This window comes from Actinacidiphila glaucinigra (assembly GCF_900188405.1).
In the GTDB taxonomy this organism is placed as follows: Bacteria; Actinomycetota; Actinomycetes; order Streptomycetales; family Streptomycetaceae; genus Actinacidiphila; species Actinacidiphila glaucinigra.
In genome coordinates this window covers 411,708-425,764 of sequence record NZ_FZOF01000003.1, presented here as the reverse complement: position 1 = coordinate 425,764, position 14,057 = coordinate 411,708, and the positions used below count along the sequence as shown (strand labels likewise).

Below are 14,057 nucleotides of genomic sequence, written 5' to 3'. Positions count from 1 at the left end.
GCGGGCGGCTACGCCCCGGCCTCGTCGCTGCGCACCGAGAGCAGGTCCTCCAGCTGCTCCTCGCGGTGCGGGGCCGCCACGAACAGCAGCTCGTCGCCCGCCTCGAGCGCGTCGTCCTTGGACGGGGTCAGCACCCGGTGGCCGCGGATGATCGTGACCAGCGAGGTGTCCTCGGGCCAGGCGACCTCGCCGACCCGGGTGCCCACCAGCGCGGCCTCCTCCGGGAGGGTCAGCTCGACCAGGTTCGCGTCGCCCTGGCTGAAGCGCATCAGCCGGACGAGGTCGCCGACGCTCACCGCCTCCTCGACCAGGGCCGACATCAGGCGCGGGGTGGAGACGGCCACGTCCACGCCCCACGCCTCGTTGAACAGCCACTCGTTCTTGGGGTTGTTCACCCGGGCGACGACCCGCGGAACGCCGTACTCGGTCTTGGCGAGCAGCGAGACGACCAGATTGACCTTGTCGTCACCCGTGGCGGCGATCACCACGTTGCAGCGCTGCAGCGCTGCCTCGTCCAGGGACGTGATCTCGCAGGCGTCGGCCAGCAGCCACTCCGCCTGGGGGACCCGCTCCACCGAGATCGAGGTCGGGTTCTTGTCGATCAGCAGGACCTCGTGGCCGTTCTCCAGCAGCTCGCCCGCGATGGAGCGGCCGACCGCCCCGGCCCCGGCAATGGCGACCCTCATCGGTGCGCCTCCTCAGGGCCCTTGGCGAACGCGGCCTCGACCTGTTCGACCTCGCCCGTGCGCATCATCACGTGCACCAGGTCGCCTTCCTGCAGGACCGTCTCCGAGGTGGGGAGCATGGCCTCGCCCAGCCGGGTGAGGAACGCCACGCGCACCCCCGTCTCCTCCTGGAGCCTGCTGATCTTGTGCCCCACCCAGGCGGTGTCCGTGTGCACCTCGGCGAGCTGCACACCCCCGCTCGGGTCGCGCCACAGCGGCTCCGCGCCGGACGGCAGCAGACGGCGCAGCATCTGGTCGGCCGTCCAGCGGACGGTGGCGACGGTGGGGATGCCCAGACGCTGGTACACCTCCGCACGCCGGGGGTCGTAGATCCGGGCGGCGACGTTCTCGATCCCGAACATCTCCCGGGCGACCCGGGCCGCGATGATGTTGGAATTGTCACCACTGCTGACGGCCGCGAACGCGCCCGCCTCCTCGATGCCGGCCTCGCGCAGCGTGTCCTGGTCGAACCCGACCCCGGTCACGCGGCGTCCGCTGAACCCGGAGCCCAGGCGGCGGAACGCCGTCGGGTCCTGGTCGATCACGGCCACTGTATGACCTTGCTGCTCAAGGGAGTGCGCGAGAGTGGAACCCACTCGCCCACACCCCATAATCACGACGTGCACGACCGTCCTTCCGGCTGCCAACAATTGCGGCCGATCCCTCTCAGGGTCTCAGACCGCGCCCAAAGCTACACACGCACGTAACCCCTCGATAGGTGGGCGGGGGATCGGAAATCTTGACGATCCTCTAACATCGCGGGGTGTCCAAACTGACCGACCTTCCGAAACGGATCCTGATCGGGCGGGCGCTCCGCAGCGACAGGCTCGGAGAGACGCTCCTCCCCAAGAGGCTGGCGCTCCCCGTCTTCGCCTCCGACCCGCTGTCCTCCGTGGCGTACGCGCCCGGAGAGGTGCTTCTCGTCCTGTCGATCGCGGGAGTGTCGGCCTACCACTTCAGCCCCTGGATCGCGGTCGCGGTCGTCGTGCTGATGTTCACCGTTGTCGCCTCGTACCGGCAGAACGTGCACGCCTACCCCTCCGGCGGTGGCGACTACGAGGTCGCGACGACCAACCTCGGCCCGCGCGCCGGGCTCACCGTGGCCAGCGCCCTGCTGGTCGACTACGTCCTCACCGTGGCCGTGTCGGTCGCCTCCGGCGTGGAGAACCTGGGCTCGGCCGTGCCGTTCTTCGTCGAGCACAAGGTGCTGGGCGCCATCGGCATGATCGTCCTGCTCATGCTGATGAACCTGCGCGGCGTGCGCGAGTCGGGGACGATCTTCGCCATCCCCACCTACGCCTTCGTCTTCGGCGTCTTCTGCATGCTGGCCTGGGGGATCTTCCGGATCGCGATGGGCGACGAGATGCACGCGCCGACCGCGGGCTACACCATCAAGGCCGAGCACACCGGACTCGCGAGCTTCGCGCTCGTCTTCCTCCTGCTGCGGGCCTTCTCCTCCGGCTGTGCCGCGCTCACCGGTGTCGAGGCGATCAGCAACGGTGTGCCCGCCTTCCGCAAGCCGAAGTCCAAGAACGCGGCGACGACCCTGGCGCTGATGGGCGTCCTGGCCGTCACCATGTTCTGCGGCATCATCGCGCTCGCCCTCAACACCAATGTGCGCATGGCCGAGAACCCGGCCGCCGACCTTCTGGTGAACGGCAAGCCGGTCGGGGCCGGCTACACCCAGGACCCGGTCATCGCCCAGGTCGCCTCCGCCGTCTTCGGCGACGGGTCGATCCCGTTCGTCTTCCTGGCCGGTGCCACCGCGCTGGTGCTGTTCCTGGCCGCCAACACCGCGTACAACGGCTTCCCGGTGCTCGGCTCCATCCTCGCCCAGGACCGCTACCTGCCGCGCCAGCTGCACACCCGCGGCGACCGCCTTGCCTTCAGCAACGGCATCGTGCTGCTCGCCGCCTTCGCCTGCGTGCTGGTCTACATCTACGGTGCCGACTCGACCCGGCTGATCCAGCTGTACATCGTCGGCGTCTTCGTCTCCTTCACCCTCAGCCAGATCGGCATGGTCCGGCACTGGAACCGGCACCTGGCCACCGAGACCGACCCCGCCGCGCGCCGCCGCATGAACCGCGCCCGGGCGATCAACACCTTCGGCGCCTTCTTCACCGGGCTCGTGCTCGTCGTCGTCCTGCTCACCAAGTTCACGCACGGCGCCTGGGTCGCCGTGCTGGGCATGGTCATCTTCTACGGCGTGATGACGGCCATCCGGCGCCACTACGACCGCGTCTCCAGCGAGCTCGCGGCCGCCGAGGAGCGCAGCGAGGAGGAGGTCAAGCCCTCCCGCGTGCACTCCATCGTCCTGGTCTCCAAGGTGCACAAGCCCACGCTGCGGGCCCTGTCGTACGCTAAGCTCTTCCGGTCGGACACGCTGGAGGCGCTCAGCATCAACGTGGACCCGGCCGACACCAAGGCCCTGCAGGCCGAGTGGCACCGGCGCGGCATCGACGTACCGCTGAAGGTGCTGGACTCGCCGTACCGCGAGATCACCCGGCCGATCATCGACTACGTCAAGAGCCTGCGCCGCAGCAGCCCGCGCGACGTCGTCTCGATCTTCATCCCGGAGTACGTGGTCGGGCACTGGTACGAGCACCTGCTGCACAACCAGAGCGCGCTGCGGCTCAAGGGCCGGCTGCTGTTCACCCCCGGCGTCATGGTCACCTCCGTGCCCTGGCAGTTGGAGTCCTCGGAGCGTGCCAAGCTGCGGGCCCGCAAGGGCGCCGAGTGGAACGCGCCGGGCTCCGTGCGGCGCGGCGAGGTGGGGCCGGCCAAGCGGCGCCGGGAGCCCAGCGGGCGGGTGTGAACCGGGGACGTCGGCGGGCCGTAGACTTGTCAGCTGCTCGTTCTTCGCCGTCCCCGTTCCCCTCGTGAACCAGGAGCCCGTCCCGCCATGCAGCACCGTTCGAAGGCCCCCGAGGCCGACGCCCTCGTCGGCGAGCGCTACGAGGTCGAGGTCGGCCCGGTCGCGCACGGCGGCCACTGCATCGCGCGGACGGTCCTGCCGGGCCACGACCGCCCGCAGGTGATCTTCGTCCGGCACGCGCTGCCCGGTGAGCGGGTCGTCGCCGAGATCACCGAGGGCGGCCCGGACTCGCGCTTCCTGCGCGCCGACGCTGTGGAGGTCCTCGAGGCCTCCCCGGACCGCGTCGAGGCACCCTGCCCGTTCTCCGGCCCCGGCAAGTGCGGCGGCTGCGACTGGCAGCACGCCGCCCCCGGCGCGCAGCGGCGGCTCAAGGTGCAGGTGATCACCGAGCAGCTGGAGCGCCTCGCCCACCTCACCCCCGAGGAGGCCGGCTGGGACGGCACCGTCGAACCCGCCCCCGGCGACAAGGTCGCCAAGGGCGAGGTCCCTGCCTGGCGCACCCGCGTCCAGTACGCCGTCGACTCCGAGGGCCACGCGGGGCTGCGCCGCCACCGCTCGCACGAGGTCGAGCGCGTCGACCGCTGCCTGATCGCCGCCCCCGGCGTCTCCGAGCTGGGCGTCGAGTCCCGCGACTGGTCCGGCATCGCCTCGGTCGAGGCCATCGCCGCCACCGGGTCCTCCGACCGCCAGGTCATCCTCACCCCCCGCCCCGGTGCCCGGCTGCCCATCGTCGAGCTCGACCGTCCTGTCTCCGTCCTGCGCGTCGACGAGCAGGGCGGCATCCACCGCGTGCACGGCCGCGGCTTTGTGCGCGAGCGGGCGATCGACCGCACCTGGCGCGTCGGTTCGGGTGGCTTCTGGCAGGTCCACCCGATGGCCGCCGGGCTCCTCGTCGAGGCCGTCATGCAGGGCCTCATGCCGCGCAAGGGCGAGACCGCACTCGACCTCTACTGCGGCGTGGGCCTGTTCGCGGGCGCCCTGGCCGAGCGGGTCGGCGAGACCGGCGCCGTCCTCGGCATCGAGTCCGGCAAGCGTGCCGTGGAGGACGCCCGGCACAACCTGGGCGACTTCGACCGCGTCCGCATCGAGCAGGGCAAGGTCGAGTCCGCACTGCCCCGCACCGGGATCACCGAGGCCGACCTCGTCGTCCTCGACCCGCCCCGCACCGGCGCCGGCCGCGCCACCGTGGAGCACGTCGCCTCCCTCGGCCCCCGCCGCATCGCCTACGTCGCCTGCGACCCGGCCGCCCTCGCCCGCGACCTCGGCTACTTCGCCGCGGCCGGGTACGCCCCGCGGCGGTTGCGCGCGTTCGACCTCTTCCCGATGACGCACCACGTGGAGTGCGTGGCGATCCTGGAGCCGGCGACGAAGGACGCCTGACGGGCAGTCAAGTCCCCGGCGCGGCGCTAGAGATACGCCGTGATCACCACGACCGAGACGAGCGCGCCGGCGGCGGAGCGGCCGAGCCACACCGGCCACGTCCCGTCGCCCCCCGTGCAGAACGTCACCAGCTCGCCTCCGGTCGCCTCGTCGACGGCACGTATGTGGCCGTCGGCGACGGACTCGCACACGTCGTCGTCCTGCTCCTCGAAGCAGCGCCTGACCTTCTCGGACAGCGTCTCCCAGGCCGCGGCGTCCGCGAAGCTGCCTGACGCCCCGTCGGTGCCGAAACCGTAGGCGTGGCCGTCGAGGAGCAGGCGGGGATCGTCGCCCTCGCTCAGCGCCAACTCCCAGGCGACGGCCGGTTCGTCCCGGATCAGAAGGCGCACGGCGGGCTCGTCGGTGACCGGGAACCGCTCCCCCTCGTACTCGCCCTCGCCGACGACCACGGCGCTCTCCAGCGCGTATTCGCCGGGGGGTATGCGCTCGGCGAGTTCCCGGGGGCCGCCGGCGAGAGCGTCCGAGACGGCCAGACGCCCGGACGGGATCCGCACCATGGCGACGCGCTGCGGTTCGGCCGTCTCCGTCTTCTCCCAGGGCTCCATGGGGAAGGGATTCCCCGGCCGGAAGAGGTCGTCGACCGGCAGTTCCATGCGCAGGGGCTTCGGTGGACGCCACAACGACGCGGGCTCCTCGCCCCCGGTGAACGCCGGCTCCCCGGCTGTCGCGGCACCGGGCCCGGGTCCGTCCGGCGGCCGGGGCGCGTCGGCCGCCCGAACCCCGTACCCGCTCCGGTCGTGCCACCGCCGCTCCTCCGGTACATCGGCCAGGGTCTGGAACGACCCTCCGTTCCGGCCCCGTTCGTACAGCATCTTCCTGCCCCTGCCACCGGGGAGGAGCTCCACCGTGAGCTGCCACGCGTCGGGCGCCAGGTCCGGCTGCTCCGGTGAGGCGTAGCGTCGTTCGACGTACCGCCGCAGGAACAGGCGGTCGTCCTCCAGGAGCCGGAGGTCGATCTCGTGCGTCCGCCGACCCAGCTCGTCGTGGGCCCACTGCCCGACGAAGAGGTCACGCCAGGCCACGAGGTGCACCTCGGCGGGGACCTCGCGCCCGGGGAGCCGGTGCAGCACCACATACGGGTCCCCGGCTGCGTCCCGCGCCTCCGCCTCCGCCCGCGTCAGCGGTCCGAACGCACGGCGGGTGTCGGTGTCCCAACCCACGGCGTAGGAAACCGTCACCATGTCCTCGCCCATGTCCCGCCCCTCCGGCGCGGTTTCCGCCCCCGAGGGTGAACCGCAGTGAGTGGATCACTTTCGGCAGAGCGTAATCGCCGCCTGTGACAGTGGCCTTGGCGCTCAGGTCGTCGGACGTACGGACACCGGCGGCGCGGTAGGATCCCGCATGGCGTGATGGAAGTCAGCGCCTGTGCAGCACCGTGCGAACCGGGTCTGCGTGCCCTCGCCGCCGGTTCGGCCGCGCGTGCGAGCACTGCCCCGCCGGGTGCGCCCGCTCTCGGGATCTCCAGAGTGCGTTCTTCCGGCAGTGCGCCACCGGCCGGCGTCGACCCGCACTGCCCGCACGAGCCCCGCCGGTCCGTCACCGACCGGTACGCAGGCTCCTCTTCTGGAGACGACGTGAAGATCCTCCCCGAGATTTCCCGCACGCTCAGCGAGTACCTCCTCATCCCGGGCCTGACCACCGAAGACTGCACGCCGGACACCGTGGATCTCGGAGCGCCCCTGGTGCGTCACCGAGTCGGCGAGGAGCCGGGAATCCGGGTCGCCACCCCCATGGTGAGCGCCATCATGCAGGCGGTGTCGTCACCGGCGCTGGCGGTGGCGCTCGCGCAGGTCGGCGGGTTGTCGTTCATCCACCAGAACCAGCTGATCGAGGACCAGGCCGCGGACGTGCTGGCGGTGAAGCGGCACAAGGCCGGCTTCCGGACCGGCGACGTCACCGTCGCGCCGCGGACGCCTCTCGGGGAGGTTGCCCGGCTGCTGGCGGACACCGAGCAGGGCGTCGCCGTGGTGACGGAGAACGGCGAGGCGGACGGCGAGTTCGCCGGGATCATCAGCCTCGACGACTTCCACCTGGAGCGGCACGGAGCAGGCGCGTCCGCGGGCAACCGGATGCGGGGACGGAGCGGACTGGTCACCGCGCCGGCCTCGGTCTCGCTGTCCGAGGCGAACGAGCTGATCTGGCAGCACCATCTGGACGTCCTGCCGGTGGTCGACGGCGGCCGGGTCGTCTCCATGGTCCTCAAGAGCGACTACCAGGCCCACAAGACCTACCACCGCGCGAGCGTGGACGCCGAGAAACGTCTGCGGGTGGGCGCCGGCATCAACTCCCGTGACTTCAAGGACCGCATTCCCGCCCTGGTGGAAGCCGGTGCGGACGTGCTGTGCCTGGACTCCTCCGACGGCTATTCCGTGTATCAGGCGAAGACCCTCGAATTCGCCCGGGAGACGTACGGCGAGGACGTTTTCGTCGGTGCGGGGAACGTCGTCGACGGCCGCGCCTTCCGCTACCTGGCCGACGCGGGCGCGGCGTTCGTGAAGGTCGGGATCGGCGGCGGGGCGATCTGCACCACCCGGGAGCAGAAGGGCATCGGCCGCGGGCAGGCCTCGGCGCTGCTCGACGTCGTCCAGGCGCGCGATGCCCATGCCCTGGAGACCGGGGTGTACGTGCCGCTGTGCTGCGACGGAGGTCTGCTGAGCGACTCGCACATGGCGATGGCGCTGGCGATGGGCGCCGACTTCATCATGCTCGGCCGCTACTTCGCCCGGCTCGACGAGAGCCCCTCGCGGAAGCTCCAGATCGGCGGCCAGTGGTACAAGGAGTACTGGGGCGAGGGCTCCCGGCGCGCGCAGAACGAGGCCCGGTACGGCCAGCGCGGCCGGATGGCCTTCGAGGAGGGCGTCGACGGCTATGTGCCCTACGCCGGCAGCCTGTACGACAACGTGGAGCGCACCCGGGCCAAGATCACCTCGACGATGATCAGCTGCGGCTCGACGAACCTCCGGGACTTCCACCGCGACGCGGTGCTCGTTCCGGTGTCCGCGGAGTCCTTCAAGCAGACCGGCGCCGAGGTGCAGCTTCGCCGCCCCGCCGTCGACTCCGGGGAGTGATCCGGCCGGAGCGGGCCGCGGCCCGGCCGGCGCCGGCGGGCTGATCGTGGCCGGTCGGCCGGCCCGCCCGCCCGCGCAGCCGCACCGCATGCCGGCGTTCCGGGAGTGCCTCCCGACGGCCTCCGCGGGGCTGGCATGAAGGTCTGAACGGTGCTTCACTTGTTGTCATGGCCTACCGGAAGACGCCCGCGGTGCAGGACCGCCTGGCCGCCGCCAGGGAGCAGCTGGTGGCGGCCGCCACGGCCGTCGTCGCCGAGGTGGGCTGGGCGAACGCGTCCGTCACCGCGGTGGCGGCCGCGGCCGGCATGTCCGTGGGCACGGTGTACCAGCACTTCCCGTCCAAGGGCGCGCTCGCGGTCGAGGTGTTCCGGCGGGCCTCGGGCCGCGAGGTCGAGGTGCTCGGCGAGGTGCTGCGCGACGGCGGCGGCGACCCGGTGCAGCGGCTGACCCTGGGGGTCACCGTCTTCGCCCGCCGCGCCATGGAGAACCGGGGGCTGGCCCACGCCCTGCTCGCGGCGCCCGCGGAACCGGCCGTGGGCGCCGAACGGCTGGAGTTCCGGCGCCGCTACCGCGCCGTGTTCGCCGAGGTGATCCGCGAGGGGACAGCCGCCGGGCTGCTGCCCGCCCAGGACCCCGAGGTCACCGCGGCGGCGCTGACCGGGGCCATCGGAGAGGTGCTCGTGGACCCGCTGTCCGTCCCCGCCGAGGGCGCGGCCGCCGAGCACCTCGTCCCCGAACTGGTGGCGATGTCCCTGCGCTGCGCGGGCGCCGCGCCCGCCGTCTGACTCCCCACGACCACGAAGGGCCCGACTGCCATGACCGCGATCGCAGACGCCGCGCCGCACAGCAACCCCGCCGCGCGCACGCACGAGGTGACCAACCAGGCGCCGCCGCTGGTCGGCCACGACGTCGCCGACGACGTCGTGCTGCTGGAGGGCGTGCGCCGCGAGGGGGCCGGGTGGTACGCCGGCGACCTGCACCGCCTCGGCCGGCTCGCCGGATCGGAACAGGTGCAGCGCTGGGCCGAGGAGGCCAACCGGTACGAACCGGTGCTGCGTACCCACGACCGGTACGGCAACCGCGTGGACGAGGTGGACTTCCACCCCTCCTACCACGCGCTCATGGAGGTCGCCCTCGCCGAGGGCCTCGCCGGAGCGCCCTGGGCCGACGACCGGCCCGGCGCCCACGTGGCGCGCGCGGCCGGCTTCATGGTGTGGAGCACCGCCGAGGCCGGCCACGGCTGCCCGGTGTCCATGACCTACGCCGTCGTCCCGGCGCTGCGCGCCGCACCCGAGCTGGCGGCGGTGTACGAGCCGCTGCTCACCAGCCGCGTCTACGACCCCGGACTGCGCGCCCCGGCAGGCAAGCGCGGGCTCCTCGCCGGCATGGGGATGACCGAGAAGCAGGGCGGCACCGATGTGCGGGCCAACACCACCACCGCCACCGGGCAGCCGGACGGCACCTGGCGGCTGCGCGGGCACAAGTGGTTCACCAGCGCGCCCATGAACGACCTGTTCCTCGTGCTGGCCCAGGCCCCCGCGGGGCTGTCCTGCTTCCTGGTGCCCCGGGTGCTGCCGGACGGCAGCCGCAACACCTTCCGCATCCAGCGGCTGAAGGACAAGCTCGGCAACCGCAGCAACGCCAGCAGCGAGCCGGAGTTCGACGACACCGTGGGCTGGCTGGTCGGTCCCGAGGGCCAGGGGGTGCGGACCATCATCGAGATGGTCACCATGACCCGGCTGGACTGCATCCTCGGCTCCGCCGCCGGCACCCGCGCCGCGCTCGCCCAGGCCGCCCACCACGTCCGGCACCGCTCGGTGTTCGGGGCGCGGCTGATCGACCAGCCCCTGATGCGCAACGTCATCGCCGACCTCGGTCTGGAGTCCGAGGCCGCCACCACCCTCGCGCTGCGCGTCGCCGGCGCCGTCGACCGGGCCCGGCGCGGGGACGCACAGGAGCAGGCGTTCCTGCGGCTGGCCACCGCGGTCGGCAAGTACTGGGTGTGCAAGCGGCAGCCCGCGGCGGTCGCGGAGGCACTGGAGTGCCTGGGCGGCAACGGCTATGACGAGGCGTCCGGCATGCCCCGGCTCTACCGCGAGGCACCGCTGAACGGCATCTGGGAGGGCTCCGGCAACGTCAACGCCCTGGACGTACTGCGTGCCCTCACCCGTGAGCCGGACTCCCTGGAGGCCTTCCGCGCCGAGGTCGAGGCCGCCGCGGGCGGCGACGCCCGCCTCGACGAGGCCTGGCGCCAGGTGCGCGGCGAACTGGTGCTCACCGAGGACGCCCCGCTGCGGGCGCGCCGGCTGGTCGAGCGCCTGGCGCTGGTGCTGCAGGGCTCGCTGCTCGTGCGCCACGCGCCGGCGCCGGTCGCGGACGCCTTCTGCGCCTCCCGTCTGGCCGGCGACCGGGGCCTGGCCTTCGGCACCCTGCCCGCCGGGACGGACCTGGCCGCGGTCATCGGGCGCGTGCCCGGCGCCACGGGCTGAACGGGCCGGGGTCCGCGGCCGCCCACGGCAGCCGCGGACCCGCTGGGGTCACGCCGTGCCGCTGATGCTCTCGGCCTCGATCACGAACACCACACGCACCTGGTCACGGCCGCCGTACCAGGGGTACGGACCGCCGGTGTACTTGTGCGAGAGCTTCTCGATGTGGTCTTCCGCGCCCTCCGTGGTCACCTCGCGCACGCGCCCGCGGACCTGGAAGTAGCGGGACGGGTCCTCCGGATCGGAGACGGCGACGGCCACCCGCGGGTCCCGTGCGATGTTCCGCGTCTTCACATGGCCGCGCACGCTGTTGACGAGCACGTGCTCGCCGTCGGTGTCGACCCACGTCTGGGTCAGCTGCGGCGAGCCGTCCGGCATGGTGGTCGCCAGGAAGCACAGGCTCGGGCGGTGCAGGAGGTCGAGCAGGTCGGCGGGTAGTTTCATGATCGTCCCTCGGTCGGCTGGGCGCAGCCTACGCCCCCCGGCGGGCGGCCCCGCGAGCGGTGTCCGACGCGAGAAAACACCGCCCCGGGGTCACGATGGGTGGGAAGGGCGCTACGCGCCGCAACCCCTCACACAGCGGACGGGCAATGAACTCCATGCGGGTGGCCCAGGTCTCCGAACCGGGCCGACCATTCGAAATCGTCGAGCGCGAGCTCCCGGAACCCGGCCCCGGCCACGTCCGGATCGCGGTCGAGGCGTCGGGCGTCTGCCACAGCGACGCCGCCTTCGTGTACAACGCCCTCCCGCACGTCACCTTCCCCCTGGTCACCGGCCACGAGGTCGCCGGGCGCATCGACGCCCTCGGTGAGGGCGTGCGGTACTGGACGGTGGGCGCGCGCGTGGCGGTCGGCTGGTTCGGCGGCCACTGCGGGCACTGCCCGCCCTGCCGCGAGGGCCACTTCATCGACTGCCGGAACCTGCAGGTGCCCGGCTGGGCGTACGAGGGCGGCTACGCCACCCACATGGTCGCCCCGGTCAACGCGCTGGCCCGGATCCCCGACGGGCTGACCGCGGTCGACGCCGCCCCGCTCGGCTGTGCCGGTGTGACCACGTACAACGCCTTCAAGAGGAGCTCCGCCCGCCCCGGAGACCTCGTCGCCGTGATCGGCATCGGCGGCCTCGGGCACCTGGCCGTGCAGTACGCGGCCAAGTTCGGCTTCGAGACGGTCGCCGTCGCGCGCGGCGAGGAGAAGCGGGCACTGGCCATGGAGCTCGGCGCCCACCACTACGTCGACAGCTCCGCCGGCGACACGGCCAAGGAACTGCAGGCCCTCGGCGGGGCCACCGTGGTGCTCGCCACGGCCTCCAACTCGCAGGCCATGGCGGCCGGAGTCGAGGGGCTGCAGCCCGGCGGGGAGCTGATCGTCATCGGCATCGACTCCGAGCCGCTGCCGATCACCCCGGCCCAGCTGATCCTGTCGTCCCGTTCGGTCGTCGGCCATCCGTCCGGCACCTCGCGCGACGTCGAGCACACGATGGAGTTCAGCGCGCTCGCCGGGATCCGCCCGATGACCGAGACGGTGCCGCTGGAGGAGGTCAACGAGGCGTTCGCCCGCATGATGTCCGGCGCCGCGCGCTTCCGCATGGTCCTCGTCCCCTGACCAGCGGCGAGGGCGGCCTGGAGTACGCGTTCGGCCACTACCGGGAGGTCCGCGGCGAACCCCCGGCGCCGCCCGGGCACCGGCGCGCCCGAGCGGTCCTGGGCACCACGCGCGGCGTCCGCGTTGTGGTGCCCCGGGCCATGTCGCGGGCGCCGCGGCGCTCCTACCGTCCGGCGCATGACCTTACTCAGAGCCGCACTTCACAGGGGCCGCCCGCGTGCCGCCCTGCTCGCCGTCCTCGTCGCTCTCCTCGCCGCTCTCGTGCCCGTACGGCCTGCCCACGCCGCCGGAGCGATCGAGGAGGTGACCGGTTTCGGCAGCAATCCGGGCGCGCTGCGGATGTACCGCTACGTCCCCGCCGGGCTGCCCCAGGGCCGGCCGGTCGTCGTCGCCCTCCACGGCTGCACCCAGAACGCCCAGGGCTACGGCGCCCAGAGCGGCTGGACCGCGCTGGCGGACCGCTGGGGCTTCTCCGTGGTGCTGCCCGGCCAGACCTCGTCCAACAACCTCAGCCAGTGCTTCAACTGGTTCCAGACCGGCGACATCGCGCGGGGTCAGGGCGAAGCCGCCTCCATCCGGCAGATGACCGCCCGCCAGATCGCCGACAGCGGCGCGGATCCGTCGCGGGTGTACGTCACCGGACTGTCCGCGGGCGGCGCCATGACGGCGGCGATGATGGCGGCCTACCCCGACGTGTACGCCGCGGGCGGCGTGGTCGCCGGGCTGCCGTACGGCTGCGCGCAGGCGGCGGGTTCACCGTACGTGTGCATGTACGTCGGCGCGACGCAGACGCCCGCGCAGTGGGGTGACCGGGTCCGCGCCGCCTTCCCCGGCTACACGGGTCCGTGGCCCCGGCTGACGGTCTTCCAGGGCACGGCCGACTACACGGTCAAGCCCGTCAACATGGACGACCTCGTACGGCAGTGGACGGCCGTCCACGGCACCGACCAGACCGCCGACACCTCCGACACCGTCGCGGGTTTCCCGCACCGGACGTACAAGGACGCCTCCGGCGCCCCGGTCGCCGAGACCTACAGCCTCACGGGCATGGGCCACGGCCAGCCCGTCGACCCGGGCAGCGGGGCGGCCCAGTGCGGCACGGCCGCCGCGTACATGCTCGACGTCAACCTCTGCGCGGCGTACCGGCTCGGGACGGGCTGGGGCCTGGGCTGAGCGGGAGGCGGGCGACGCCGGGCGCCGCGGGGGACGCAGGCGGCAGGGGTGACGGGGCGCGCGCCGGCCCCGCCCCGTCACTCCGCGGCCATGGCCGCCAGGCGGGTCACGGTGTTCCAGTTGCGGGCCGTGGCCGTCAGCCCCAGGCGCTTCTCCCACAGCGCGTGGGAGAGCCGGGTCTTCTGCACCCCGTTCGGGCAGTGCACGTAGATCTCGCGCTCGCCCGGCCGGAACTCGTCGGGAGCGAAGCCGGCCGGGTCCAGACCGGCGAGCCGGTCCGGTTCGACCGGCCCCGACAGGAAGGTGACCAGGAAGCGCGCGGGGTCGACGCCCGACATGTCGAACGGGTTGCGCTCGACGACCCCGGCGAGCGCGGCCGCCTCGCGGACGATGCAGGGCACCTTCCGCCCCTCGAACGCGGCGGCGACGGCCGCCTCCAGCGCGTCCGCCAGCTTCTCCGGATCGGCCTGCTCGTGCTCGAACAGGGCGTTGCCGCTCTGCAGATGGGTGCGCACGTACGTGCCGCCGATCTCCTCCAGGAGCCGCCGCAGGTCCTGCATCGGAAGCCTGGTCGTCGGCCCGACGTTGATCCCGCGCAGGAGGGCCACGTATCCGGTCACCCCGCCACATTAACCGGCGCCTCGCCGGGCTTACCCACTTTCGGAGGACCGGTGGCCCGGCGGAAC

12 protein-coding genes are annotated in these 14,057 nt (G+C 72.7%); 7 read left to right on the top strand and 5 right to left on the bottom strand.

Translation table 11 applies throughout. The annotated features are described in order from the left end of the window. Window positions 1-8: 8 nt before the first annotated feature. Both CHF15_RS08580 and CHF15_RS08575 read right to left on the bottom strand, forming a co-directional pair. Entirely contained in the window at window positions 9-686 is a 678-nt protein-coding gene (locus CHF15_RS08580) for a potassium channel family protein (RefSeq protein WP_089223038.1), read from the bottom strand. Then, window positions 683-1,351, bottom strand: a complete 669-nt coding sequence (locus CHF15_RS08575; RefSeq protein WP_026251763.1) for a potassium channel family protein — start codon at window positions 1,349-1,351, stop codon at window positions 683-685. Before CHF15_RS08575 ends, CHF15_RS08580 begins: the two co-directional genes overlap by 4 nt. Window positions 1,352-1,488: 137 nt before the next feature. Between CHF15_RS08575 and CHF15_RS08570 the strand changes: the two genes are divergently transcribed. After that, window positions 1,489-3,540, top strand: coding sequence for an APC family permease (locus CHF15_RS08570; protein ID WP_089223037.1), 2,052 nt, complete (start codon window positions 1,489-1,491; stop codon window positions 3,538-3,540). 87 nt (window positions 3,541-3,627) lie between these two features. Then, complete coding sequence (locus CHF15_RS08565) at window positions 3,628-4,980, top strand: class I SAM-dependent RNA methyltransferase (RefSeq protein WP_089223036.1); 1,353 nt, start codon at window positions 3,628-3,630, stop codon at window positions 4,978-4,980. A 26-nt stretch (window positions 4,981-5,006) separates the two neighbouring features. Here CHF15_RS08565 and CHF15_RS08560 read toward each other — a convergent pair whose 3' ends face one another. After that, window positions 5,007-6,233 carry a DUF4241 domain-containing protein gene (locus tag CHF15_RS08560; protein ID WP_089223035.1) on the bottom strand — a complete coding sequence of 409 codons (1,227 nt, stop codon included), beginning with the start codon at window positions 6,231-6,233 and terminating at the stop codon, window positions 5,007-5,009. 381 nt (window positions 6,234-6,614) lie between these two features. Here CHF15_RS08560 and CHF15_RS08555 point away from each other — a divergent pair, with 381 nt between their 5' ends. The 3 genes from CHF15_RS08555 (at window position 6,615) to CHF15_RS08545 (ending at window position 10,597) form a co-directional block, all read left to right on the top strand. After that, complete coding sequence (locus CHF15_RS08555) at window positions 6,615-8,108, top strand: IMP dehydrogenase (RefSeq protein ID WP_089223034.1); 1,494 nt, start codon at window positions 6,615-6,617, stop codon at window positions 8,106-8,108. A gap of 167 nt (window positions 8,109-8,275) precedes the next feature. Next, a complete protein-coding gene (locus CHF15_RS08550) occupies window positions 8,276-8,893 on the top strand; it encodes a TetR/AcrR family transcriptional regulator (RefSeq protein ID WP_089223033.1) in 618 nt (205 codons plus the stop codon). Window positions 8,894-8,923: 30 nt separating this feature from the next. After that, window positions 8,924-10,597: an acyl-CoA dehydrogenase family protein gene (locus tag CHF15_RS08545; RefSeq protein ID WP_089223032.1), complete on the top strand. Its 1,674-nt coding sequence runs from the start codon at window positions 8,924-8,926 to the stop codon at window positions 10,595-10,597. Window positions 10,598-10,645: 48 nt separating this feature from the next. Here CHF15_RS08545 and CHF15_RS08540 read toward each other — a convergent pair whose 3' ends face one another. Then, entirely contained in the window at window positions 10,646-11,038 is a 393-nt protein-coding gene (locus CHF15_RS08540) for a PPOX class F420-dependent oxidoreductase (RefSeq protein ID WP_089223031.1), read from the bottom strand. A gap of 146 nt (window positions 11,039-11,184) precedes the next feature. On the opposite strand from CHF15_RS08540, the gene CHF15_RS08535 reads away from it, so the two are divergent. Both CHF15_RS08535 and CHF15_RS08530 read left to right on the top strand, forming a co-directional pair. Next, on the top strand, window positions 11,185-12,198 hold the full coding sequence (locus CHF15_RS08535; RefSeq protein WP_179279701.1) for an alcohol dehydrogenase: 1,014 nt from the start codon (window positions 11,185-11,187) through the stop codon (window positions 12,196-12,198). 177 nt (window positions 12,199-12,375) lie between these two features. Beyond that, on the top strand, window positions 12,376-13,371 hold the full coding sequence (locus CHF15_RS08530; RefSeq protein ID WP_089223029.1) for an extracellular catalytic domain type 1 short-chain-length polyhydroxyalkanoate depolymerase: 996 nt from the start codon (window positions 12,376-12,378) through the stop codon (window positions 13,369-13,371). Window positions 13,372-13,448: 77 nt separating this feature from the next. Here CHF15_RS08530 and CHF15_RS08525 read toward each other — a convergent pair whose 3' ends face one another. Beyond that, window positions 13,449-13,991 (bottom strand): DUF1697 domain-containing protein, encoded by a 543-nt coding sequence (locus CHF15_RS08525; protein ID WP_089223028.1) that lies wholly within the window; start codon window positions 13,989-13,991, stop codon window positions 13,449-13,451. Between the last annotated feature and the right edge of the window lie 66 nt (window positions 13,992-14,057).